The sequence below is a fragment of the Shewanella indica genome, from assembly GCF_033842865.1.
In the GTDB taxonomy this organism is placed as follows: Bacteria; Pseudomonadota; Gammaproteobacteria; order Enterobacterales; family Shewanellaceae; genus Shewanella; species Shewanella indica.
The window spans coordinates 2084213-2109603 of the sequence record NZ_JAWXXR010000001.1 but is presented as its reverse complement, the minus strand read 5'-3'; the positions used below and the strand labels follow the sequence as shown (position 1 = coordinate 2109603).

Here is a 25391-nt window from a genome sequence, read left to right as displayed (position 1 = left end):
GTCAGCCGAACGTCTTATGACAGAAAAAAGTTGCACAGGTTCCCACCCTTTGGTATAAAAAGTCTGCGCTAGCAAGAACAATCAAGAAGCTCGTCACATCGAGCCCGTTAAAACTTTCCTCGCCCAGCTGTAGTTTCTACCGCTGGGCTTTTTATTTTCCAATCCGCATCCGGATACACAATTTAACATTTGAGTTGTTTTTGTATACAAAACAACTGGTTTGTCCATGAGTAAAAAAACCATTTACACGCCGAAAAGAGTTGATCACTGGTTAACTTGTCACCTAAATTAGGTACAGGTGCGGCGATAAGGATGAGAAGATCATGCTGAAACAACTTGAACAGGCCGAGCAAAAATGGGGCGGAGCCAATGCTTTGGTGGATCAATGGTTGAATAACCGCAGGAAATTGCTGGTTTATTACTGCAAATTAGCCGGACTGGCCCCCTATGAAAACCGTGACAAGTCCCTGCCCTGCGTCGATCAGGTTCGCGGCTTCTGTAATCTGTTGGTGGATTACGTTTCAGAAGGTCATTTCGAGGTCTTCAATAGAGTCGTCGATGCCTGTGACGAACAAGGGCAATCGAACAAGGCACTGGCACAGCAATTACTGCCCAAGATTGTCGAGACGACAGATCAAGCTCTGGACTTCAGTGATAAATACTCCGAGCTGGAAAGCGACGATCTACTCTATCAACTGGATAAAGATCTCGCCGAATTGGTGCACGCCCTGGAGACCCGCTTCCAGTTGGAAGATAGAATGTTGGAAGTGCTGCACAATAAAAAATCAGCACCGACAATCAACTGATACCGTAACGAGTCTGCTGGTTATTGTCGTACCTAATGCCTTATGACTGCCGTTTTCAGACTCCAAAGCCGGCTCTATGTAATGTTCAGATGAGCATTAACAGTGATATCTAGATGGATATTTGGTCGGAATAATGGGGATCGAGCGGAGAAATACTCGATCCTTTCTTTTTATCTGGCAAAGCAAAATCCCGCCCCCTCTCGCAATTTGTTTAAGTTTACAGCTCAAGTGTTATCAGGAGCATGTATTAGCCAAAGCAAACGGTACCTTGATTCGCACCTTCCCTAACAGTTGCATGCCTTGTTATGAAAACGACGCTCATCAAAATGATCAACTTAGTAAAAGGAATTAAACCAGGATGCTGGCGTTCTTTGTTGCCAAGAAGTTATAATCCGGCGCGGATAACACGGAAAAGTAATACCTTACAATCCAACAAAGGACGGATTAATGCGTAAATTGACCCTTGCCTCACTAGCTTGCGCCGGCGCTCTGCTGGCAGGCTGTAGTTCAACCCCGCAACCCATCATAGCCCAGGAAAAAACTGTCGAAGTGAAAGGCCAAACGCTGAAGCTCGGTGGACGCTACTTTTCCGATAAGAAGAAACTGGAACTGACAGTCAATGGTGACCCGATAATGCGCGGCACCTTCCCTCCTTATACTCCAACCCAAAATCTGGGTGGTCGTTATCAAGAGATGGAAATCGATGGCAAGTGCTACTTTGGGTCTGTACTCGGCAGTCAAGGCGGCGCATTTGGCATTATTGCCAGCGCGGTACAATCCTCAAAATCCAGCAATGGTGACAAGTGTGAGATTCTGGTTGACGGTAAAACAGTCGAAAACCTCTATTTCTAACACTCATCCCAACTAGATATATCCGTGTTATCCCGCGTCACATCTGTGAAATTAACTGAAACAGGGCCTAAGTCAAAAAGTCCCATGCCCCTGTTTCACTGGCTAATTTCATCATATTTCATGTAAAAACTTGTGAAATCTCCAATTTGTTCGGCTTTGGATCACAGATAGCTGCCAGCTATTTCCTATAATCCTTCCGCCCTTTCCCAAGGGGCATAGCTTTTACATAAGCAATTAGAAAATAAGAACATTCTCACGTAAAAAGGAACGCATTGCCATGACAGCAACCAGCTATCAGCCAGGAGAGATCCGCGGACTGATCCAGATAGATGCGCTCAAATGCAAAGGGTGTGACGCCTGCAAACAGTTCTGTCCCACCCATGCTATTGAGGGCGCATCCGGTGCCCCCCATAAGATTGATGAAGAGCGTTGCCTGAGCTGCGGCCAGTGTTTGATCAACTGTCCGTTCGGTGCCATTCATGAAACCCAGAGTGCCTTGGATACAGTATTAACCAAGCTCCAGGATCCCAACACTGAAGTGGTCGGCATTCTGGCTCCAGCAGTACGGGTTGCCATAGGTGAAGCCTTCAATCTGCCCAAGGGGCAACTGCTGACCAATAAACTCTATGGCGCCATGCACCAGGCCGGATTCAGGATCTTCGACTGTAACTTCGCCGCCGACCTGACCATTATGGAAGAAGGCTCTGAGTTCATTCACAGGCTGCACGCCAATGTGCGTCAGGAACCAGATGCCGGTAAGCTGCCGCAGTTCACCTCCTGCTGTCCGGGCTGGGTTCGCTTCCTGGAAATCGAATACCCCAACCTGTTGCCACATCTTTCTACCGCCAAGTCGCCGCAGCAGATGGCCGGTACTGTTGCCAAAACTTATGGCGCTAAAGTCTACGATATGACTCCGGAAAAGATCTTCACTGTAGCGGTTATGCCTTGCACTTCGAAAAAACTCGAAGCATCACGTCCAGAGTTCAAATCAGCCTGGCAATTCCACCAACAACACGACAACGATGCCGCACCTTACGCCGATGTGGATGCTGTGCTGACCACCCGCGAGATGGCCGAGCTGCTCAAGCGCCTCAACATCAACCTACCCGATGTGACCGAATATAAGGGTGATAGCCTGTTTTCCCAATACACAGGGGCCGGCACTATTTTCGGTAACACAGGTGGCGTAATGGAAGCCGCGGTGCGTACTGCGCACAAGGTGCTCACAGGCGAAGAACTGGCCAAACTGGAACTGACTCCGGTACGCGGTCTGGAAGGCGTCAAGGAAGCCGAACTCACCATTCATGACAAACAGCTTAAGCAAGATGTGCAGCTGAAAGTCGCCGTGGTGCACGACATGGGCCGCAATATCCGCCCCTTGCTGGAACAGGTGATGGCCGGCACGTCTCCCTACCACTTTATCGAAGTGATGAACTGCGCCGGTGGTTGTGTCAACGGTGGCGGTCAACCTATCAACGGCTCAGGCACATCCTGGGTTGCCCAACTGTAAGGAGTTGCTCATGACAGACAAGTATCAATTTACCGAAGACGGTTTTCTGTTGTCTCGGCGCCGTTTCATGGCTGTGGGCGCAGCCATTCTGGCGGTACTGGCCCTGCCTGTGGGCTGGCTCGGCAGCCGTATCGCCAAGCGCAACGAATACATCAAGGCCAGGGCCGATGCCCTCTATATGGATGATGCCATCGCCAAGTACCGCGTCAGCCACGCCAACCCAGCCATTGCCCGCTATTACAGCGAATTTGGCGGTGAGCCCTTGGGACATCTGTCCCACGAGTTGCTGCATACCCATTTTGTCGATCGCACTAAACTGAAATCCTAAGGAGTCGGCTATGCATCAGGACAATCGTCCCATTCTCAAGCACCCGCTGAATGTTCGGGTGTTCCACTACATTTTGCTGCTGAGCTTCCTGCCACTGGCGGCTACCGGGCTATTGTTGTTCTTTAAACCCTTGAGCGACAGCGCGATGGGGCTGACTTATGACATTCATATTGTTGCCGGTGTCATTATGGCGCTGGATGCGGTGGCTTTCACCCTGATGGCATTCGACCGTGTCGTGCTGTTCACCAACCGGGTGTTCACCTTCGGTGGCAACGATGTAGGCTGGTTTAAGGTACTCGGTGGCTATCCACAGAAGTTTTTGCTGGGCAAAAAAGTTGCCGTACCTCCTATGCGTAAGTACAACTCAGGACAGAAGCTGTTCGGGGTTTGCGTTCTGCTCGGCGGTACTGCACTGATTATCACAGGTCTGGCGCTATGGCTGGTTCCCTATGCAATCCCACGTGATACCGCTTGGTTGCTGGGCATGATCCACCTGGGTTGTGGCCTGCTGCTGACAGCATTTTTGCCCGTGCACCTGTTCCTGGCGGTTTACCGCTTCGACGATTTCAAGGCGATGATGCTGCACGGTAAAGTGCCTTATCACGACGCCGCCGAATACACGCCACTATGGGTACAGGAGGAGGTCGTTCCGGTCTCTACCAAGCACGCCGAGTAACCCTCCCCTTCTTTAAATTCAGGGAGCGCAGTTTGACTGTGCTCCTTTTTTCACAGGAGAGCCACAGATGTCAGGCCCTTTGATATCAGACCCGCTTGTATCGGGCCATGCCGAGACGATTCAAGTCAAAGACTATAACCCCACAGTGAATTTTATTGATGATGACGCCATCTGGTCGTTGCTCAACAATAATCAACACCCCGACAAAGAAGCCGTGCGTCAGGTGTTGGAAAAAGCCCGCCGTTTGCAGGGGCTGACTCTGGAGGAAGTGGCGGTTTTACTGCAAAACCAGGACGCCACTGTAGACGAAGAACTGTTTGCCGTTGCCCGTGGCATTAAGGACGCCATCTATGGCAATCGCATTGTACTGTTCGCTCCCCTGTATGTTTCCAACTACTGCGCCAACGCCTGCAGTTATTGCGGCTTCAGCGCCGACAACCATGAGCTGCCACGCAAGACCCTGAGCGAGCAGGAGCTGATCGCCGAAGTGGAAACCCTGGAGGATATGGGCCACAAAAGGATCCTGGCGGTCTACGGTGAACACCCGCGCAATAACGCCCGCGCCATAGTCGACTCCATCAAGACCATGTACAACGTACGCAAAGGCAAAGGCGGTGAGATCCGCCGCATCAATGTCAACTGCGCCCCCATGGACACAGAAGACTTCAAGCTGCTGAAGACGGCCGCCATAGGCACCTATCAGTGTTTTCAGGAAAGCTACCACAGAACGACCTACGAACAGGTGCACCTCAAAGGCCGCAAGAAGGACTTCCTCTATCGTCTCTACGCCATGCACAGAGCCATGGAAGCCGGTATCGACGATGTGGGCATTGGCGTGCTGTTCGGTCTCTATGACCACAAATTCGAGCTGCTGGCCATGCTCACCCATGTACAGCAACTGGAGCAGGATTGTGGCATAGGCCCACATACCATCTCGTTCCCGCGGATTGAGCCCGCCGATGGCTCCAGTTTGTCGGAGCGGCCACCCTATGTCGTCGATGACGCCACCTTCAAGCGCCTGGTAGCCATTACCCGCCTGGCAGTGCCCTACACAGGGCTGATTATGAGCACCCGTGAAAATGCCGAACTCAGACGTGAACTCCTGAGCCTGGGGGTTTCACAGATCAGTGCCGGCTCACGGACCACCCCAGGTGGCTACAACCAGGAAGACGATGCAGCCCAATTTAGCCTGGGCGATCACCGCAGCATGGATGAAGTGGTATTGGATCTGGTCAAGCATAGCCATTCCATCCCCTCATTCTGCACCGGCTGTTACCGCAAGGGCCGCACCGGCGATCACTTTATCGGCCTGGCCAAGCAGCAGTTTATTGGCAAATTCTGCCAACCCAATGCCCTGATCACCTTCAAGGAATACCTCAACGACTACGCCAGCGAGCAGACCCGCAAAGCCGGTGAGGCACTGATAGCCGCCGAGCTGGATAAACTCAGCCCCGCCAGAAGACGTAATATCGAGGCTTGCCTCACGCGCACCGATGCGGGCGAGAGGGACATCTATCTGTGAAAGGTCGTACCCTGGTACTGGCACCCGGCTGCCGTCTCTATGCCGGGCTGCCAAAACAACAGCTGAAATCGGCACTGAGCCGCGCCCGGCGAGTGGCCCTGCATGCCGGCCACTATGCCAATTTCAGTGAAGGGACGATAGATCAGCTGCTGCGACAAAGACTGCAAAGCCGCCAGCTGTCGCAGCTGTTGATAGTGACGCAAGAACTGGAAAGCGAAGCCGGGCTGGCGTTTGGCAAAATGTTGCGTCCTGAGTCCACCGAGATGGAAATCCTCGAGGAATACCGGGTGTCTCAGCATTGGAGCAAGCAACTCGCCTCCTCCTGGCCTGAGCAGGTGACAGCAGTCAGCAGTAAGCTGGCCGCCAGCGCGCCGCTGCTATTGCTCGATGATCAACTGTTTGTCGGCCACTATGCCCATAGTCCACATCTGGCGCCTTTGGGATTGTGGCTCAAGTTGGACAGCCGCGAGCTGGGGCTGCCACCGGCAGGCCTATGGCAAAGAATGCAAGGCCGCACCAAGGTCGCTGCCACGCCTTGGCAACAGGCGTTATATCGCTACGCCGATGAGCTGGCACAAGTGCTGAAACAGGCAGGAGCCCAGGCATGAAACCGGCAGAGACTCTCGGAAGATTGGAAATCAAGGCGTTATTGGCAGGAGAGGCCGATGACTGGCTGTTTGCCCGTGCCGATGAGGTCAAGCGCCAGTACTTTGGCAAAGAGATCTGGCTCAGAGGCATAGTGGAGTTTTCCAGTTATTGCCGCTGCGACTGTCACTACTGTGGCCTGAGAGCCGCCAATCGCGACATTGAGCGTTACCGGCTCAGCCACCAGGAAATCATCGACTCGGCCCTCAAAGTAGATAAAGCCGGCATCGGCACCCTGGTGCTGCAATCCGGGGAAGACAGCCGCTTTCGCCAGGATGGCATAAGCCGCATCCTCAGCACTATCAAACAGCAAAGCCAGTTGGCCATCACGCTATCTTTGGGTGAACGCAGCCACAGTGAACTGGCGCTCTGGCGCGAAGCCGGCGCCGATCGCTATCTGTTGAAACTGGAAACCCTGGATGCCGAGCTCTATAGCCGCCTGCGTCCGGGAAGAGTGCTGGACAAACGCCTAAAGCTACTGGAAACCCTCAAGAGCCTGGGTTATGAGACAGGTAGCGGCATTATCTGTGGCCTGCCGGGTAGCAAGAGCGATGCCCTGGCTGACGCCCTGTTGGCGCTCTCAGCCATGGAACTGGAGATGTTGGCGGTCGGCCCCTTCGTCAGTCATCCACAAACCCCGCTGGCAAACACGGCCAATGGCAATGTGCTTGAGTGCCAACGGGCCTGCGCCATACTCAGATTGCTTAACCCCGGTGCCAACATACCGGCCACCAGCGCCCTGGATGCCCTGCAAAGCGGCGCTAGGCTCGACTCCCTGAGCCGCGGCTGCAATGTGCTTATGCCCTCGTTCACACCACAGAAAGACAGCAGTAAATACCTTATTTACCCCGGCAAAAATGCCTCCGGCTGCCCGCTGGAACAGCGTCTCGCCGATATCAAACTCAGCCTCAAAGCCCGCGGCTTGCATTGCTCTGCGGACAGAGGCAACGCCAGGAGACAAATTAATGTGTAATTCGGCCCCCAATGCAGCCCCCCGCGGAGTCAGACTGCACATAGTATTGTGTGGTCGTCGCAACGCCGGGAAATCCTCCCTGCTCAATTACTTATCCAACCAGCAGAGTGCCATAGTCTCTGAGACCAAGGGCACCACTACAGATGCGGTGCGCAAGCCCTTTGAGCTGCATCCGGTCGGCCCGGCTACCCTGATAGATACCGCCGGACTGGACGATACCGGCGCCCTGGGGCTTCAGCGAATAGCCGCCAGTCGCCGGGCGTTGCAACAGGCCGATATCGCCGTCTATGTGCTGGATGAACTGGGGTTGGATGAGTTTGACCGCGACTGGCTGTTACTGCTGCAAAGCTGGCAACTGCCGATCCTGGTGGTAGCGAACAAGCAAGATCTGGCGCCGTTGCCCGCAGAGCATCAGCACTGGCTCAACGACCAAGGCATCAAGTTCTTATGCCTGTCGACCCAAGAGGCAAAACACCGGGAAGACTTGGTCGAGCTGCTGGTTCAACTGGTACCGGCCGATTTTCGCCGCGATCCCGTGTTGGCCGCCGACTGTTACCGCACCGGAGAGCAGCTGCTGCTGGTCGCCCCGATAGATTCAGCCGCCCCCAAGGGCAGATTGATTTTGCCCCAGGTGCAGGTTCTCAGAGAAGCGCTGGATAACGGTGCCATCGCCAGCATCTGCCGTGAGTCTGAGCTGGCCACGGCCTTGGCCGCCATGCCCACGCCACCGGCACTGGTAGTAACCGATGCCCAGGCGGTGAGACAAGTGGCCGCTCAGGTACCCGACAGTATTCCGCTGACCACCTTCTCCACCCTGTTTGCCCGGGCCAAGGGCGATCTACCGGCGCAGCTGCAAGGCGCCGAGATGCTCGAAAAGCTTGAGGATGGCGATCGGGTATTGATCGCCGAAGCCTGTAGCCATGAGGTGCAGGATGAAGATATAGGTAGAGTAAAGATCCCGGCGGCCATCGGCAAATTGACCGGCAAGCAGTTGCAGTTCAGCGTCTGTGCTGGCCACGACTTTCCGGCCGATTTGGAACGCTACAAACTGGTAGTCCATTGTGGCGCCTGTATGTTGGGCCGGGCAGAGATGCAGCGGCGCATTCTCGAATGTCGCCGCCGCGGCGTCGCCATCACCAACTACGGGCTGGTACTAGCCAAGGCCAGTGGGGTGCTGAAGCGGATCAGTGCGCCGCTGCTGGCAGCTGACGCCGACGCCAACTAACGCCCCAAACCGCCAGAGGGAAGAACAGCAACAATAGCCCCCACAGCTGTAACCATTTGGGGGCTATGGCTGCCCACTCGGCTCCCATCTGATTCAACTGCAACATTCCCATAATCGCCGGTACCGCCGGGATCACCTGCGACAGCCACACCAAGGGCTCAGGGATCAGCGCCAAGGGCCAGACAAAGCCGCTGACAAACAGAATAGGCATAGAAACCAAGAGTATCACCTGGGTCGGCAATTCGCGCCGCACAAACAGGCAGCTGAGTGCCACCCCGGCGCTGGCCGTGGTCAGTAGAAAAGGCAACATCAGCAACAACACCTGCCCCAGACTCGCCTGCAGACTCACCTGATAGACGTAGTAACACCAGCCAATATAGAGCGCACTGAACAGGCAATAGAGCAGACTGAAGGCCAACACCCGCGCACTGACCAGCATCAAGGGGCTGACCCGGTTCCAATAGCCCGGCTGACGCCATTGCCCGGCGCCGAGTATGCCTGCGCCTATCAACAAGGTCTGGTGCAAAATCAGCAGAAACAAGCCGGGCACCACATAGGGGGTATAACCCAAACCTTTATTAAACGCGGGCACGGCATTGAGTTTAATCGGCGCCAGACTCTGGGCAGCGGTCTCCGGGCTCTGGCCCGAGGCCAATAGTCCCTTGAGTTGGATCTGCTTGCCGGCATCCATACCGACACTCACCAAACCTTCTACCACGGCGGAATAGATCAGGAAGTAACTGGCATCACCGCCGAAGCTCAAGGTCGCGCCCCGTCCCAGTAACAGATCGCGGCGAAAATCAAACGGGATCACCAATAAACCATGGGCGCGGCCATCGGTGACCCAGGCCTTGGCTTCGTCGATGGAGCCGACCCGGCCGACAACCTGAATACGGGCACTGGCATCGGCGTGACGGATAAGCCGCCGTGACAGCGAAGAGTTATCGTGATCCACCACCACCAACTGCTGCTCCGTGGGTACTTGATGCAGATAGGGCAAGGGATAGAGCACAGCATAGAAGAGCACGCCGCCAAACAGGGTCAAAGAGATCGCCTTGTCACGCACCAAGGCGCGCAAATCCAGCCAGATCAGCTGCCATAACGAGAGGGACTTGGCTGTCATAACCTCTCCTCAAGCGGCAACTGCGACTGCAGCACCCTGGCATAACGACGGGCAAAGAACCAACTGGGGATCAACAGCAGCAGAAAGCCGAGATAACCCAGCGCCTGAAGCAGCAAGCTGGTCGGCCCGGCGCCATAGCTCACCAAAGCAACATGCGACTCTATATAGTGGCTTGATGGCATCAACAGACGCCACCACTGCGCCAGCAGCGGCATTTCTCCGGTCGGGAAGGTAATGCCCATAAAGGCAAAGGCGGGTGCAAACAGCGCGGTGCAAAAGCTGATCACCCTGGCGCAGTCGGCCAGCATAAAGAAAATCCCCTGCACCCAGAGCCAAACGCCCATCAACATCAAGAATTGCATCGGCAGCAGCCACAGGAGTTGCCCGGCAATCGGCAGCCCCAGCAGCTGATACAGCAGCACCAAAATAAAGCCGCCATGCAGCAACATAAAGGCGCCGTTGACCATAAACTTACTCAAAAGCACCGAGGGCATACCCAGGCGGAAGCATTCCCCCAGAGTATCCTGGCGCAGCTCACGGTTGAGACTGCCGGCAAAGGCCAGCATGGCAAATAACTGCCACAAAGCGATCAGCACAGGCGGCACCAGGAAGCCGACATAGTTGTTATTGCGGTTGAACAGTGCCGTGGTTTGGGTGCTTACAGGGCTGAGGTGAACCTCAACCTGGGACGGGTTGACACCGGCCGCCAGCTGCTTGAGCCTGGCCACCTGCTGCAAACCATCGGCCAGGGTCAGTTGCAACTGACTGGCCAGCAGTTTGCCCACCAGCAAAAACTGGCCGTTGTAGCGCAGGTCTATGGTGGGAGTATGCCCGGTCAGCAGTTCCTGTTTCAGACCATAGGGCAAGATAACCAAGGCATAGACCTCGCCGCGGCGCATCGCCTCGACCGCCTCGTCCAGCGCCAGATAGCGCCTGGGGGCGGTGACAGGATTAGCCTCAAGATGACGCCCCAGCTCACGACTGAGGCTGGAATTGTCCTGATCCACCAGCGCCACCGGCAACTGCCTGGGCAACCCGGCGGAAAACAACCACCAAAGACAGAGCACACCGATAAGCGGCAGATAGCTTATCAGTGCCAGCTGCCAGGGATCGCGCCAGACAGCCTGCCACTCTCGCCGAAGCAACTTATTCATAATCAAGACTTTTCAAGTAATACTGACATGCCCACCCGTAGATCGGCCACCGGCTCCAGCGGCCTGAGCTCCACTTCAAAGGTACGCATATCAAAGTCGTGGCCACTCTCGGTCGCCCGCCAGGTGGCGAAGTCGCCCAGCACACTGATGTGGCTGACCTCAAACTCGACACTGCGTTGCAGCGCCGGCAGTGTCAGGGTCATACGCTCGCCCTTCTTGAACTGCTTGAGTTGATCCTCTCGCACCTGAAACACGGCCCAGGCATCTGTCATATCCACCAAACTGACCACAGGGAAACCACTGGGTGCCAGCTCGCCCACCTGCAACAGCACCTCGGTGATTTCACCGCCCTTGGGCGCGCGCATCTGGCTGTCGGCGAGTATGGCACTGACCTCTTTCACCGCGCCTTCGGCCATACGGGCATTACCGGCTGCGGCGGCCTTGGTTTCTTCCCGGGCGCCCTCTTCGGTCATTTGGTACATGGCATAGGCGGCCTGCTCGGTATACTTGGCGGCCTGATATTGGGTAAAGGCTTCATCACGCTTTTGCCGGGCAAGTACGCCATCGCGGAACAGGTTTTCTACCCGGTCGAAGGTAGTCTTGGCCAGCTCACTGGCGGCCTTGGCCTTGAGCCACTGCTCGCGGGAGGCGGCAACCTGCTGCTTACGGGCACCGCTGTCGGCTTCCTGCTGCATCGCCTTGGCGGCATCGCGGCCACCCTCGGCCTGCATCAGTTTGGCATTGAGCTCGGGGCTGTCGATAGCAAACAGCAGATCCCCTTCACTGACACTGTCTCCGCGGCGCACCAACACCTGTTCCACCCGGCCCGGCACCTTGGAAGACACATTGTATTCCCTGGCCTCTATCTGCCCCTGTAACAGCTGTGGCTTGGGGGAGTAAGCCAGGATCAGCCCATATACCAGCGCCGCCACTATGGTTACCAGGGCCACTATGGCCACTAAAGGATTAACCCGCATCCTGTATCTCCTGCTTGTCACTGCGTCCGATAAATTCATCCAACTGGCCACTGACCGCCATCAAGCGGGCATAGGCCTGAACATAACGATATTGAGCCGCCAACTGCTTGGTGCGTACGGCACTGAGCTTGAGCTCGGCGTCCACCCTGTCGATGGAGGTAGACAGCCCTTGATTGAAAGCCAGTTCCCGCAGCTTGAGGTTTTCCTCTGCCAGCGCCAGAGAACTGTTCAAGGCATTAACCTCCTCTTCGGCCTGCAGCAGCTGGCGATAGCTCTGATCCACCAACAGACTGAGATCCTGACGGGTTTGTGCCTTGGTGTATCTGGCCTGCAGCAGGGCGCTCTTGGCCGCCTGCACCTTGCCACTGCGACCATCACGGGACAGCAGCGGCACCTTGACCCCGACGCCTACCATCCAGTCGGGTTCGACCTTGGAAAACAGGCTGTCGTCTTCATAGAGGGTGTAGTTACCGTAGAGGAAAACCGTGGGGAAGTATTTTCCCTTTTCCATATCGACCAGGCCCTGAGCCTGGGTCTCTTTCGCTTCCAGCAAGCGCAAGGCTGGATGCTGCTTCAGTGTCAGCTCAGTCAACTGCGGCAATGAAGGGGAGTTTGGCGCCATAAACAGCGGTGACTTGGTGGCGATATCAGTCTGGTGCAACAGGCGTGACAAGGCTATCAGCGCCATCTCATGGCGGCGTTTGGCACTGCCGAGGTCGACCTTGGCCTGATCCAGTGCCACCTGGGCATTGAGGCGCTCGACTCTGGCGATCTGCCCCTGTTGTTCCAGTTTTTCAGCGTGGCTGTAATGCTTTTCCAGCGATGCCACCAGCTGAGCCTGGGTTTGCACCAAAGCCTGGGTCACAGTGACGGCATAATATCTGTCTACCAGTGTGGTAAACAGCTCACGCCGCGCCAACTCCAGTTGCTGCTTCTTCTCAGCCACCTGAGCCGCCTGAATGCCTTGAGCGGCAGAGATCTGGCCACCGGTATAAATCGGCCACATCGCCTGTAAGCTGGCTCGGAACACATCCTGCTCGGTGAAAGGAGTCACAAACATCGAGCCGGGAAGCGAGCCGATAATGCCACCTATGGCCGGCGGCAGAGTGGCGGGATCCATAGAGGCGAGTGGATTGAGATCGCTAAGATCCAGCTCTATCGGTTTTTCCAGCCTGGTATAGCTGCCGTTGATGTTGAGCGATGGCAGATTAAGGTCGCGCCCGGCCTCTTGCTGCGCCTCGGCGCGGCTGACTTCCTGGCCTTCGGCCGCCAGCTTATCGCTCACCTCCAGCAACTGTTGCCAGGCCGAGGCAAAACTATAGTCTGCGGCAAGCGCAGGCTGAGCCGCCAGCGGCCACAACAGCAACCAGGCAAATTTGGTCAATTTCATCTACACCCCTAGAGTAAAAACTCTAATTCCTGAGCAAAAAGGATATCATCCTCGCTTGTCGGCCACCAGTTAACCTTGCTGCGCAGCGGCGCAAGGCCTCCAAGGCCTGTCGAAACAATTGTTAAAAACTAGACAAGCTACTGGATCCTAGTCTTTTTTAAGCTGTATTGAAACTAAGGAAGGTGCGAACCTGCACCGAGGAATAGACACACATCCTAAACTCACGAATTTAGACTTACAAAATTGCGCTGCACTTGGGCGTTGCCGAGAGCCTGTTGACGCAAATTAAAGTGGCCAGCGGCGAGTGGGCTTATGTGAGCCAAGGATGGTGAGCAGACCTTATCCGTGGATGAATTTGGATGCCAGCACCAAATGGTAGTGATTACTCATGACCGCATAAGCGCAAACGTCGATGCAGAATATTGACGACAACTGCCTGATTTTATCCACTACCCAGCCACGTCTATGCCCGTAACTGCGCCCCGACAGTGCATCTTCACCACACAAAAATGCCCTTCTAACGCAACGGTTAATCACGTGGTAAAAGGGCGTACTTTCAGCATCTATCAACTGGCGACGGGCTGTGGTCATAACCAACCTCGATTGAGCTTTGATGGGTATTTCAAAGCCTAGTCAAGCCTGTGCGAAACATCAAAAAGATCTGGCTGTCCTGTCTTTTTCTAAAACAGTTGGCCAGCTTTCCGCTGAAAACTGACCACGCTTCTCAGACCTACTCAAGACTTGTCAGAGTCTTTAAATTATTTAGCATAATTGAACTTAAAAAGGTTTTTCTGATAGCTTACCCGTCCACCCCCAATCTTCTAAAAGTTCAACATAATCATCAATGTCAAATTGTTCATTCTCTAGTGGTGGGTACATATGTGAGTACCCATAACCAAGTTCGTTCAACTCTTTTCTTACTTGGGTAATATCAATATCTTTGCTAAAGATTAACATCCCCATTTTGGCACCAAATCCTTTAACCAAAAGTAGCGACTCGATTACTTCCCCAGAATCCAATGTGACCTTATGTCCAATATCAATGTCCAAATTTAGTTCACTAGATACTTTTATCCAAAAATCAAGCAGTTTCTTATACATACTAAGCCTTTAATCTTCGATTTTCTTTTCTGGTATATGGTTTACTGGGCCAACGTGACCATGAGGCTCACTCCCATTAGCCCTATCTGGATGAGTTTCCAGTCCCCTGACTTGATTTGATGGGAAGGGGTCTGATAGCTCAGCATTTAATTCGGCATATGCATCCATATCACCTTGCGTCACACCACCATTCTTCTTGTCCATTTTAGCCATCTCCACAAGAGCTTGTTTTTCTTTGCTAAAAACTTTACTCCCTTTTATACCAGCCGCAGCGGCATCTCCTATCAGTGGTATGGCACCAATTGCTGCTGCGGCAATATTTACCCCGGTAGGGTTACTTGCGGCTTCTTGAATAGCTTTGATATCACCAACAATCGGAGCCGCATCCATTACAGCATTTACCCCAGCTGATTGTTGCTCAAGGGAAAGCTTCTCCATGCCGGTTGTTCCAACAGGAGAACTTGTTGGCGTATAAGCTAAAACCCCTGTTTTCCCATCCGGATCTACGTATTTATACGGATTATTATTCCCATACGCATACCGGTTAAAGCTATGCACATCCCTGAATCCAACCGGATCATTGGCATAGAACCGCCCAATCAGCGGATCATAGTATCGTGCCTGCATATAGGTCAGGTTCAAGTCCTCATCCTGCAGGTGGCCTGTGTAGCCTATACCGGCCTTGTCTCCCCCCAATCGTTTGCCAAACGGTTCGTAATGACTGCGACTAATGATGTTGCCGGCACTGTCCGATTCTGCAACGACTGACCCCAGCATATCTGTATGCTGATATCTAACTGTGGTTGCTGATACTTGGCTGCATATTAACAGTAACAGCAGCGTTAGGAGTTGAATTATTCGTTCCATGAGTATTCCCCTTACATGTAATCACCGCCGCCGCGAGCTGTCGCAATAGCGCTTTTGCTGCCGCCGTTTCCTGTGCAAGTGACACTGATGTTATACACTGTGCCATTCTTTAATTCTGTTTGTGTGCCACTTGTACCTACCAGGGTAATAGTGCCCATGTTGATACCATTCCGATACTTTTGAATCGTACCGCTGCAGCTCGTGGATGAAGTTGACGACCAGGCTATTCGGTGCGCTGGTACATCCACAATATCAAAACATTCTTGTTTAGGAGGGCATTCACCACCAATCATGGTGTCTGATATATTGATATTCACTGTAGGAGCCGGTACAACAACCGAGGAGGTTGGGTCATCCACTTCAGCAACTATGGTTTTGCCCAAATATATACTGTCAGTCTTCATGCCGTTTTCAGAGACTCGATGTAACAACTGGCCCCCCTGACTGTACACACTGTAACTGTTTTTACCGCTTTCAGTTTTGCGTACCCGACGATTATAGCCATCGTAGCTGTAGTTGATACCTTTGGCTGAGACCATTTGCTGTCCCAGGTTATAGCTGAGCGGGTAACGGCCATTGTGGATGACATTGCCGCGGGTATCGTACGGATTAAAAAATGGACACCCAGCATTAATGGCGTGGTAGCTAGCTTCCGACTATGCTTTGTTTAAGCATTTAACAAGGAGGTTATTATGCCGCGCCCTCGCCGAACTCAAATCAGCCTTGAAGATACGCCCTACTACCACTGTTGCAGCCGCGTGGTGCGGCGAGCCTTTCTGTGTGGTGATGATGCCTACTCGGGTAAAAATTATGACCACCGCCGTGGTTGGGTGGAATCGTTATTGTTTGAACTGGAAGCTGCTTTTGCCATTGATGTGGCGGCATTCGCCATCATGAGTAATCATCTGCATCTGGTGTTGCATATCGATATAGAGACAGCAAACCGATGGACAGACAGAGAAGTGCTTGAGCAATGGCATAAGCTGTTCAAAGGTGATGAGTTAACCCGCAAATTCACCCAGGGTGAGCTGATTGAAGCGCATGAAGTTCCCAGGCTGAAGCATACTATTGCGATTTATCGCAGCAGGTTATGTGACATCAGTTGGTTCATGCGTTGTCTCAACGAACCGATAGCGCGTCAAGCCAATCAGGAAGATAACTGTACCGGCCGATTCTGGGAAGGAAGATTTAAATCACAAGCCTTACTCGATGAAGCCGCGGTGTTAACCTGCATGGCCTACGTTGACCTCAATCCCATCAGAGCCAAGATGGCCGATACGCCTGAGCAGTCGGAACATACCAGCATTCGGCTACGTATTCAGGCAGCCTTGAAATACGAACAACCCGCCAAGCTACTGCCCTTTATTGGAAATGAATGCGATAACCAGCGCAGTGGTATTGCGTTTTGGCTCAAGGATTATCTTGAATTGGTGGATGATACCGGGCGCTGTATTCGCAATGATAAACGTGGCGCGATAGGTGAAAAGAGTGCCAAGCTACTGACGCGGTTGAATATCCCTCATGAGAACTGGCTCAAGCTTACCACTGAATTTGGAAGACTATTTCGTGGACCGGTAGGCACCTTGCAAGAGCTCAGCTGTTACTGCGAACATTTGGAGAAGCGACGACGGCATTTTGCAACCAGTTGCCAGTACTTTCAAACGGCCTGAACCCCACTCTATCTCAACCGCAGTCATTGAAATCCCCTGAACCATGGGTGGGGCTAGCACGGCTCAAATCTCACATTTTTGCGTGAAATCGGTTCGATTTCATCAAACCTCTGCAACTCACGGATATCTTTCTACCTCCGGGTGCTCAAATCCCCTAGCGGTGCTTGAACGCAGACCGAAAGAAGATTAAGTTATTGTTTTAAAGTGGGTGGCTTGATTTTTTTGTTTTAACTGGCTGTCCTATCTTTTAACTGTGTTTCTACCTTAACCTGATGATTTTTATCTAAATCATCAGGGGATTCATCAGTACAGAGCTACTCGGCTTGTCAGAGCCTTATAAAGGTGTGGATATCATGCTTTTTTTAATTTAATTACTATTTGGTTTGTAGATAAAACTATATAAAATTTCATCCTCAGACACTTTCTCAATATTCCTGTGACTCTGAATTCTAAGGTAGCAGTCTATAAAATTCTTTGCATCTTCTGCTGAATTGAAAAGTCCATTTCTGTTAAGTAAGGTGAAAAACTCTTCGAACTCAACTTGTATAGAATTATCTATTTTTGAGGCGAATAATTCTTCCTTTATTGGGTAGTGACCATTGCAATCTATATCAATACCAATAAACCCATCTTCTTTCACAGTAATCTCATCAGCTTTTTTTACTGAGTAAACTTCTATTGTCTCGTAACTAAAATCGTCATCATTTTCATTAAGCCAGTCTAAAACTAGTTTAGCTTTTTCTCTGGTTTGAAAAAGACGATACATTAAATTTTGAGAGTATGAATCCTCAGCTTCCTTGGTAAGTTTTTTGATATTTTCAGGCACGCTATCAGGTAACCAATAGTCCCATGACCTACCACATCCACAGTATATTTTATTTGAAACTCTCAAAATCTTGTTAACTTGATCTGTTGCAAAATAGTAAGTTTGCAAATCCGCTCTTACAACGATAATAGTACCTGATATCACGCTACTTCTCCCTCTCTATGGGCTCTGTGGGGATGTGCTTATCTCCTATACCTGACCTCATACGATCAATATGAATATGTTCCCCTCCTTTCCAGTGGGTAGTGTTCATAAATCTGTGTCATTTGAGTAATATACACCCAAAAGGATATTCAAATGACCAAACCTACATTTGACATGGAAGCCGCCATTGAAGCTCTGCGTGCAGGTAAAGACCTGACCGGCAAAGATGGTATTCTCACACCACTCATTAAACAGCTTACTGAAGCGGCCCTCAATGTTGAGCTCGACCAACATCTTGAAGATAAGCAGCCTGGTAATCGCAGAAATGGCAAGACCAGTAAGACACTGAAGACCGCTACCGGTAGCTTTGAGCTGCATACTCCGCGTGACCGAGATGGCACCTTCGAGCCTCAGGTTGTAAAAAAGAACCAGACATACCTGACCGATGAGATGGAGCGGAAAATCATTGCGCTATTTTCACTGGGCACAAGTTATCAGGATATTCGTGCCCATATCGCCGATATCTACAGCATTGAAGTCCCCAATGGCACCATCAGCGCCATTACTGATAAACTGCTACCTGAGCTTCAGGCTTGGCGTGAACGTGATTTAGAAGCCCTGTATCCCATCCTCTGGCTTGATGCTATTCACTATAAAATCAAAGAGAATGGCCGCTTTGTCAGCAAAGCTGTGTACACCATTCTGGCGCTCAATGTAGAAGGAAAAAAGGAGCTGTTGGGCTTGTATATCTCAGACACTGAAGGTGCACATCAGTGGCTAAGTATACTAACCGATCTTCATAGTCGCGGTATTAAAGACATCCTGATTGCCTGTGTTGATGGCCTTAAAGGCTTCCCTGAAGCCATTGAAACCATTTACCCACATACAGAGGTGCAGTCATGCATCATTCATCAAATTCGTAACTCAATGAAATACGTAGCGTCTAAAAACCAGAAGGCGTTTATGGCTGATTTAAAGTGTGTCTATAAAGCCACAACCCTCAATGCAGCTGAGATGGCGCTGGACGAGCTGGAAGCCAAATGGGGCGACAAATATCCTGTGGTCATCAAGTCCTGGCGCAACAAGTGGGCGCTGTTATCGACCTATTTTAAGTACCCGGAATACGTGCGTAAGGCTATCTACACCACGAACGCGGTTGAGGCCGTACATCGTCAGTTTCGTAAACTGACGAAAACCAAGGGTGGTTTTGCCAACGAGAACAGTTTACTCAAACTGCTCTACGCCGGTATATTGAAGGCTCAGGAGCGGTGGTCACACCCGATTCAAAACTGGAATTTAACGCTATCTCAGCTGTCCATCCATTTTGAAGGACGACTGGATGCTCACATCGATCTGTGATTTTTAACGTGACACAGAATTTTGAACACCCTCTTCCAGTGGTTTTCATTTCCACCTCCCTGTCTTCCTTTTTCTCCTCTGTGATCTGAGGTTTTATTCCCCATTTCCTCTGCTAAATCTATGTATGCATCAGCATCATCATTACTTAATCTATTCCCTCTTCGAGTATCACCATTTAACATGTCTTGTAATGCTCTTTCCTCGCTGGAATGAGGACCAGTTTTTCCTTCATTATTTGATTGATTTTCTGAGTTTCCCTGCTCTGCAGTCAATATGATTGCAACTACTGCAACTATCGGATTGCCGGTCCTGATTGCACCAGAAACCACATCTTGCTTGGTGATGTTTGGGGCTTTAACGTTTCCGCCCGTTTGTCCCACTACTGGCGGAGGCGGTGCAAATAAGGCTAAAGCAAACTCCCCATCCGGATCCACATATTTATATGGATTATTATTGGCATACGTATACCGATTAAACGAATACACATCCCTGAACCCAACCGGATCATCCGCATAGAACCGCCCAATCAGCGGATCATAGTATCGTGCCTGCATATAGGTCAGGTTCAAGTCCTCATCCTGCAGGTGGCCTGTGTAGCCTATACCGGCCTTGTCTCCCCCCAATCGTTTGCCAAACGGCTCGTAATGACTGCGACTGGTGATGTTGCCGGCACTGTCCGATTCTGCAACGACTGACCCCAGCATATCTGTATGCTGATATCTAACTGTGGTTGCTGATACTTGGCTGCATACTAACAGTAACAGCAGCGTTAGGAGTTGAATTATTCGTTCCATGAGTATTCCCCTTACATGTAATCACCGCCGCCGCTACTGCCGCCGCGAGCTGTCGCAATAGCGCTTTTGCTGCCGCCGTTTCCTGTGCAAGTGACACTGATGTTATACACTGTGCCATTCTTTAATTCTGTTTGTGTGCCACTTGTACCTACCAGGGTAATAGTGCCCATGTTGATACCATTCCGATACTTTTGAATCGTACCGCTGCAGCTCGTGGATGAAGTTGACGACCAGGCTATTCGGTGCGCTGGTACATCCACAATATCAAAACATTCTTGTTTAGGAGGGCATTCACCACCAATCATGGTGTCTGATATATTGATATTCACTGTAGGAGCCGGCACAACAACCGAGGAGGTTGGGTCATCCACTTCAGCAACTATGGTTTTGCCCAAATATATACTGTCAGTCTTCATGCCGTTTTCAGAGACTCGATGTAACAACTGGCCCCCCTGACTGTACACACTGTAGCTGTTTTTACCGCTTTCAGTTTTGCGTACCCGACGATTATGACCATCGTAGCTGTAGTTGATACCTTTGGCTGAGACCATTTGCTGTCCCTGGTTATAGCTGAGCGGGTAACGGCCATTGTGGATGACATTGCCGCGGGTATCGTACTGATAACCATAAGCGTAGGCACCGCTCAATTTACTCAACTGATTCAGGTTGTTATAGCTATAGCCTATGTTGACGTTATTCAGTGTGCGGCTGAGGATATTCCCCTTACCGTCGTAGGTATAACGACCTGTACCCCAGCGGCCATCGGCACTGAGCAAGCGGTCAACACCGTCGTAAACCAGATTGTCAATATCATTGTTTCTGTCCACCCAATCGATGAGGCGAACCAGGTTGTCGTTGCCATCGTAGCTGGGGTCGAGTTTGTTCTTTATCACGCCGCTCTTGCTGTCGGTGAGCAAATCGATTCGGCCACTGGTATCCATCTCGACATTGCGAACAATGCCATTCCCGAATGTAAATTGTTTCACCTGGCCGTTGGGATGATAACTCACGCCTGTGACATAACTGCCGGCCTTGGTCGCTTGCCCCAAGGCATTGGGAGCAAAATCAACCAATGCACCTGATGGGTACTTCAATGAACTGACGGCTCCCAGATTGTTGTATTCCCAATCCAGTACGAAAGACTTGCCGTCCAGACTCAGGGTTTCTTTATCGATTGCATTTTGGCTGTTGTATAAGTAGCTCCAGCTGATATTACCGGCAGTCAAGGCTCTCAGATTGCCGTTGGCGTCGTAGTTGTAAGTTCTATCCGGTGTAGTATCCGGGAAATTTTCGGTTCGCAATTGCCCCAAATTATCGTAGCCCAGCAACGTTTTGTGGCTGGCCGGGACTGAAGCAGCATCACAACTGGTACTGCTGCCATTGGTGCCCAGGGCCCGCCATATCTGTTGACGCTGGGCATTGTAACCATAAGCCGTAATACCGGTTTCGGGGCGAACAGACTTACACAACTGTTGATAGTTGTCGTATAGCCGTTTTTCGGTGATATTGCCCTGACGAATTGAGGTAACTTGTGCAAATTCGTTGTAATCCAGGCTGATATCATCAGTGTTTGGAGCTTCAATCAACAGTGGTTTGTCATAGGTCGGTTGACCATAGGCCAGATAGGTTGTAGTGATGGTGTTTCCTTCACTGTCCGTAACGGCTACTTTGTTTCCGGCCAAATAATCGCGGCTACTGCTGCTGTTATCACTGGTACGCGTTTGAGTGACTATTCGCCCCAAGACATCATATTCTGTTGCCATTCCCACCCGGCTGACGGCATTGCTGCTTGGGAAGCTTGCCAAGGTTTGACGGTTTTCATGGTCGTACTCAAAGGCCTGATAGCGCGTTGTTGCCCCATTGGCGATATCCCGCTCCCGGGTAAATACCGGGCGCAACAGTGCATCATGGTAGACCCGTTTTTCGTAATTACCCTGGCTGATACTTTGACGCAAACTGCCCGCAGCTATCCCACTGCCGGAAATACCGTCATTGGCCGTTGTGACCGTTGCATAACTGATAACTTTGTCTGCCCACTTGGGGTCGGCATAGTCGATTTTGGTTAGCCAACCAATAGGGTTGTAACTGTAGGAGGCCTTATTGCCATTAAAGTCTGTTACGCTCTTGGTGGTGCCATCCGCATTGACTTCCAACAGGGCCACCATGGTGTTGGCGGTACTGCCGTTGACCGTCGTACAACCATTGGTGGTGGCGCAGGGAAGCGTTATCTTGCGCGCCTTACCGCGGTAATAGTTTTCAAACTTCTCGTAACGGTTTGAACCGTTATAACTGGTTTGGAGTAAATTGCCGTCTGTATGATAAGTGTTTGTGGATATGTGTTTCCCTGCAATCCAACTACGGTAAACTTGACCGATCCCATTTCCCGACGTGTAAAACTCTTGCCGATTGGCTTCTTTCCAGTTCACGCCATCACGGGAAACCATGACTCCAGCCGGTACGTTAAGCAGATTGATCGCCGTATTATGGTGATATAAATTTTTGTAATACAAAGTATCACCTTGTGAAGATGAATGCTCTTTCATTATCAAAGGAGCTTCATAGGTATTAAACGATACAGTCTCAGTCAAATAGTTTGTTGTGGTAGAACTTTCTCTTTGTTTGTTAATAATTTTCTTTTCCAATACTCTTTGAGAAGAAGTGTAATCGTTGTAAACATTGCTTTTTCCTCGATATTTACCTTTTTGCTTGGTATATTCTCGATGCGAGATTAACTCGCCAGAAGCACTTACAATTCTTTCAAACAGTAAACTCTGCTCACTCCAGTCGAAACGTCTTGAAAAATACATTTCTTGCTTATCACCTATTGGTGATTTTATAGTCGTGCGCTTAAGATCTCCTATATCAACGGATGGAAAGTCTGCCGCATCAAGGCCATAAATGGCATGTTTTTCCTCTCCTTGGAAGGCCCCTATGTTACGGGAGTATGAGTAATCCCATGTTAGAGTTTTTCCTTCTAGGTCAATTAACTGTTTTTGAGTGAGGGAAAACATGGCGCTACATTTTGGTATATAATAACCAACCATATTTTGAGGCCATCTATTGGGGTTGGGTCTGGGAATTTTGGGGACTTCGGTTCGGCCATGATAAGTTTCTGATAGTACAAATTTGCCTTTCATCCCATCAGGGTGAATCATTTCAATAAAAGGACCGGAATATACAGCCGGACAAAAACTGGTCATGGGTGCCTGTGTATGTTCCCCCATAACTCTGGGGTTCCAAAAGTTATTACCTGGTTGGTTTGCCGTCTTTTCATGCTTGAATAGCCAAAATTTTCCATCAGGCTGAGTCACTTTATTGAGAGTTGCTATTCCGTTAAGATCATAAGCGTAGTTATAAGTTTTTCCTGCATGGCTTGCACTTGAAATATATCCCAAAGAGTTATAGCCAAAGCTTATTTTTCGACCATCATTAGCCTCGATGGTTGTTATTTTACCTCCATTGTATGAGTACTTTACCCAATTCCCACTTCTATCTTCTATTTTACTCACCAACATAAAAATAGTGAACTTGTTTACTAAAACACCAGGGGAAGAAGTTGAATCTGGTAAAGTTGGTGGCGGACAAGGATTATATATTCCACAAGGTTGAGAAGGAGTACTGGGATGATACTCCATTTCTTTAATGCTTTTAACTCTTTTTTCTACGTCGAAATAGTAAATAATACCACTATCATCTACAACCTTAAATCCTTCATGTCCATTTGGAGTATTATAACAAGAGATAGAATAGTCATTTGCAGTGATTTTTTTACCATTTGAGTCAAGTAGAATTTTCTGTGAGCCTTTTCCTGGGATAGATATTGAATCCCCACCCCAATAATCTCTTTCTCTAACATGAGCAGTTCCAGCTCCACTTGTGATGGTAAATCCATTGCCACTCAGATCAGAAGAGGCGTTGTTGATCAAATCATTCGCTTGAACGCAACTACCCCTAGGCTTTCAGCTGCTTTACGAGATTTTCTGGCGAACAGGCATACCCAGTCTTATGACTTTGTTTAATGCCTTAACCCCTGCCAATGCCTCACCCACCTGCCCGTTATAGTCACGCAAACTTAATTTGGCGCTAATGAGTTGTTTGTAGCGATACATGGCGGTCTCAGATAAGGAACGCTGATGGTAGTGATTCATCAATTTCCATTGCTTCAACTCTCCGGCCTTAAGTGCATCCACAGCTTCATTTCGAGGATGCCCTGGTTCCCAGTATCCGGCATTTGAGCGGGGTGGAATCGTTGGCTTCGCCTGCTTTCGTCGCAATAATTTATGACAAGCTTTAGTATCGTAAGCCCCGTCAGCGGAGACTTGTCTAAGCTTGCGTCTTAGGGGAGCCAGTAACGCTGGAAATACTTCATTATCTGCTACAGTTTCAAGGCTTGTTTGCGCACCGATAATTTCATGTGTAGCGGCATTGATAGCCAAATGAAGCTTGCGCCAAACCCGACGTTTTTCTTTGCCATGCTTACGCATTTTCCATTCACCTTCGCCATACACTTTGAGGCCTGTGGCATCGACGACAACATGCGCTACCGCACCTCTTGAGGGATTGCGGTACTTGACGTTCACCGTCTTGGCGCGTTTACTGATACAGCTGTAGTCTGGAGCAATTAACGGTATTTTCATCAGCTGAAATAGGGAGTTGATGAACCCTTCGGTCGCACGTAATGACAGCTTAAAAATCCCTTTGAGCATCAAGGCGGTTTCGATGGCGGTGTCGCTGAATTGAAAGCCACGGCCACGACCGCCGTGATGCTGCGTGCAATGCCAAGTATTAATCGCCGCCTCGTCTAACCAGAAGGTGACCGAACCACGGTTGACTAATGCCTGATTATATTGCTTCCAATTGGTGATATTGCGTGCTGACTTACCCATGAAACTGACCGAAGACCTGTTATGCAAGATCAGATCATGGAAAGCGAAAAAGGTTCCGCTTATTTAGGCAACAACGCCATCAGAAGAACAAGCGGTTCCCCTTAACCAACCATTGAATTGGCGGGTAGCAGAGCCACTAGTCTCGGGTGTTTTACCTTTTTCCGAAACAAAGGACGATCTAATATGAGGTACTTGTAAGCTCCAAGATGCAAATTCCCTAGAGTCTGAAAACCAACTATCGGGCCCGGATAATACCCTTACTAATTGCACAGGAAGTTTACTATTACCAGGAATGTTAATGTCTGTTTGGGTAAAGCTAATTCCTCCCATAGCGGGATCGAATTGATCTCCCAATAACCCAGTCGTATGGGAAGCCAAGTTAGGCTCTATATTGAAAGTATCGATGAGATCTATACCCACTCTATCGGCATAAAGTGACACCGCTGTTGAGGCTTGGATCTCACATGCATAAAAATTGATACTCATGGTGAGAAATACCAAGAATGACGTCCTTTTCATAACAACTCCACTTCCATTGAATCATTAATATTTGCAACCTTACT

Annotated in this window: 23 protein-coding genes and 1 pseudogene; 11 read left to right on the top strand and 13 right to left on the bottom strand. The window is 50.6% G+C overall.

Annotated elements, in window-relative coordinates; all coding sequences use genetic code 11:
* Nucleotides 1-323: 323 nt before the first annotated feature.
* From SIL79_RS09590 to hydF, 9 genes are all read left to right on the top strand, one after another.
* Nucleotides 324-806 (top strand): Rsd/AlgQ family anti-sigma factor, encoded by a 483-nt coding sequence (locus SIL79_RS09590; protein ID WP_039034842.1) that lies wholly within the window; start codon nucleotides 324-326, stop codon nucleotides 804-806.
* A gap of 447 nt (nucleotides 807-1253) precedes the next feature.
* Nucleotides 1254-1658, top strand: coding sequence for a YajG family lipoprotein (locus SIL79_RS09585; protein WP_039034843.1), 405 nt, complete (start codon nucleotides 1254-1256; stop codon nucleotides 1656-1658).
* 277 nt (nucleotides 1659-1935) lie between these two features.
* Nucleotides 1936-3168, top strand: a complete 1233-nt coding sequence (locus tag SIL79_RS09580) for a [FeFe] hydrogenase, group A (RefSeq protein WP_162207063.1) — start codon at nucleotides 1936-1938, stop codon at nucleotides 3166-3168.
* A gap of 10 nt (nucleotides 3169-3178) precedes the next feature.
* Nucleotides 3179-3496, top strand: coding sequence for an iron hydrogenase small subunit (locus SIL79_RS09575; protein WP_039034845.1), 318 nt, complete (start codon nucleotides 3179-3181; stop codon nucleotides 3494-3496).
* Between the two features lie 10 nt (nucleotides 3497-3506).
* Nucleotides 3507-4172 (top strand): cytochrome b/b6 domain-containing protein, encoded by a 666-nt coding sequence (locus SIL79_RS09570; protein WP_162207062.1) that lies wholly within the window; start codon nucleotides 3507-3509, stop codon nucleotides 4170-4172.
* A 67-nt stretch (nucleotides 4173-4239) separates the two neighbouring features.
* Nucleotides 4240-5694: a [FeFe] hydrogenase H-cluster radical SAM maturase HydG gene (gene hydG, locus SIL79_RS09565; RefSeq protein WP_162207061.1), complete on the top strand. Its 1455-nt coding sequence runs from the start codon at nucleotides 4240-4242 to the stop codon at nucleotides 5692-5694.
* Nucleotides 5691-6302: a hypothetical protein gene (locus tag SIL79_RS09560; protein WP_071476152.1), complete on the top strand. Its 612-nt coding sequence runs from the start codon at nucleotides 5691-5693 to the stop codon at nucleotides 6300-6302. The genes hydG and SIL79_RS09560 overlap by 4 nt, the downstream gene beginning before the upstream one ends.
* Nucleotides 6299-7312, top strand: coding sequence for a [FeFe] hydrogenase H-cluster radical SAM maturase HydE (gene hydE / locus SIL79_RS09555; protein WP_039034848.1), 1014 nt, complete (start codon nucleotides 6299-6301; stop codon nucleotides 7310-7312). Before SIL79_RS09560 ends, hydE begins: the two co-directional genes overlap by 4 nt.
* The gene (gene hydF / locus SIL79_RS09550; RefSeq protein WP_039034849.1) at nucleotides 7305-8537 is read left to right on the top strand and encodes a [FeFe] hydrogenase H-cluster maturation GTPase HydF; all 1233 of its coding nucleotides are present in this window, start codon (nucleotides 7305-7307) and stop codon (nucleotides 8535-8537) included. The genes hydE and hydF overlap by 8 nt, the downstream gene beginning before the upstream one ends.
* Here the strand turns inward: hydF and SIL79_RS09545 are convergent.
* The 8 genes and pseudogenes from SIL79_RS09545 to SIL79_RS09510 all read right to left on the bottom strand — a co-directional run bounded on the left by SIL79_RS09545 (nucleotide 8497) and on the right by SIL79_RS09510 (nucleotide 15688).
* Entirely contained in the window at nucleotides 8497-9660 is a 1164-nt protein-coding gene (locus SIL79_RS09545) for an ABC transporter permease (RefSeq protein WP_039034850.1), read from the bottom strand. The two genes, hydF and SIL79_RS09545, sit on opposite strands and share 41 nt — an antisense overlap.
* Nucleotides 9657-10814, bottom strand: a complete 1158-nt coding sequence (locus SIL79_RS09540; RefSeq protein WP_162207060.1) for an ABC transporter permease — start codon at nucleotides 10812-10814, stop codon at nucleotides 9657-9659. The genes SIL79_RS09545 and SIL79_RS09540 overlap by 4 nt, the downstream gene beginning before the upstream one ends.
* 2 nt (nucleotides 10815-10816) lie before the next feature.
* Complete coding sequence (locus SIL79_RS09535) at nucleotides 10817-11791, bottom strand: HlyD family secretion protein (protein WP_028781331.1); 975 nt, start codon at nucleotides 11789-11791, stop codon at nucleotides 10817-10819.
* Nucleotides 11781-13181: a TolC family protein gene (locus SIL79_RS09530; protein WP_039034851.1), complete on the bottom strand. Its 1401-nt coding sequence runs from the start codon at nucleotides 13179-13181 to the stop codon at nucleotides 11781-11783. Before SIL79_RS09530 ends, SIL79_RS09535 begins: the two co-directional genes overlap by 11 nt.
* Nucleotides 13182-13544: 363 nt before the next feature.
* Nucleotides 13545-13772, bottom strand: a pseudogene (locus SIL79_RS09525) (alpha-amylase family glycosyl hydrolase); the annotation flags it as partial.
* 186 nt (nucleotides 13773-13958) lie between these two features.
* Nucleotides 13959-14282 carry a hypothetical protein gene (locus tag SIL79_RS09520; protein ID WP_025010228.1) on the bottom strand — a complete coding sequence of 108 codons (324 nt, stop codon included), beginning with the start codon at nucleotides 14280-14282 and terminating at the stop codon, nucleotides 13959-13961.
* 9 nt (nucleotides 14283-14291) lie between these two features.
* A complete protein-coding gene (locus tag SIL79_RS09515) occupies nucleotides 14292-15149 on the bottom strand; it encodes an RHS repeat domain-containing protein (protein ID WP_233962915.1) in 858 nt (285 codons plus the stop codon).
* Between the two features lie 11 nt (nucleotides 15150-15160).
* Entirely contained in the window at nucleotides 15161-15688 is a 528-nt protein-coding gene (locus SIL79_RS09510) for a hypothetical protein (RefSeq protein ID WP_319619208.1), read from the bottom strand.
* Nucleotides 15689-15841: 153 nt separating this feature from the next.
* On the opposite strand from SIL79_RS09510, the gene SIL79_RS09505 reads away from it, so the two are divergent.
* On the top strand, nucleotides 15842-16819 hold the full coding sequence (locus SIL79_RS09505; RefSeq protein WP_071476987.1) for a transposase: 978 nt from the start codon (nucleotides 15842-15844) through the stop codon (nucleotides 16817-16819).
* A 367-nt stretch (nucleotides 16820-17186) separates the two neighbouring features.
* Here the strand turns inward: SIL79_RS09505 and SIL79_RS09500 are convergent, their stop codons facing one another.
* Nucleotides 17187-17789, bottom strand: a complete 603-nt coding sequence (locus SIL79_RS09500) for a hypothetical protein (RefSeq protein WP_071476986.1) — start codon at nucleotides 17787-17789, stop codon at nucleotides 17187-17189.
* A gap of 153 nt (nucleotides 17790-17942) precedes the next feature.
* Between SIL79_RS09500 and SIL79_RS09495 the strand changes: the two genes are divergently transcribed.
* Nucleotides 17943-19148 (top strand): IS256 family transposase, encoded by a 1206-nt coding sequence (locus SIL79_RS09495; RefSeq protein ID WP_319619207.1) that lies wholly within the window; start codon nucleotides 17943-17945, stop codon nucleotides 19146-19148.
* On the opposite strand, the gene SIL79_RS09490 is transcribed toward SIL79_RS09495, so the two are convergent.
* The 4 genes from SIL79_RS09490 to SIL79_RS09475 form a co-directional block, all read right to left on the bottom strand.
* A complete protein-coding gene (locus SIL79_RS09490) occupies nucleotides 19133-19942 on the bottom strand; it encodes an RHS repeat domain-containing protein (protein ID WP_319619206.1) in 810 nt (269 codons plus the stop codon). The two genes, SIL79_RS09495 and SIL79_RS09490, sit on opposite strands and share 16 nt — an antisense overlap.
* Before the next feature lie 11 nt (nucleotides 19943-19953).
* A complete protein-coding gene (locus SIL79_RS09485; protein WP_319619205.1) occupies nucleotides 19954-23868 on the bottom strand; it encodes an RHS repeat domain-containing protein in 3915 nt (1304 codons plus the stop codon).
* A 42-nt stretch (nucleotides 23869-23910) separates the two neighbouring features.
* Nucleotides 23911-24828 (bottom strand): IS5 family transposase, encoded by a 918-nt coding sequence (locus SIL79_RS09480; RefSeq protein WP_319619203.1) that lies wholly within the window; start codon nucleotides 24826-24828, stop codon nucleotides 23911-23913.
* 63 nt (nucleotides 24829-24891) lie between these two features.
* Nucleotides 24892-25347, bottom strand: a complete 456-nt coding sequence (locus SIL79_RS09475; protein WP_319619202.1) for a hypothetical protein — start codon at nucleotides 25345-25347, stop codon at nucleotides 24892-24894.
* Nucleotides 25348-25391: the final 44 nt, after the last annotated feature.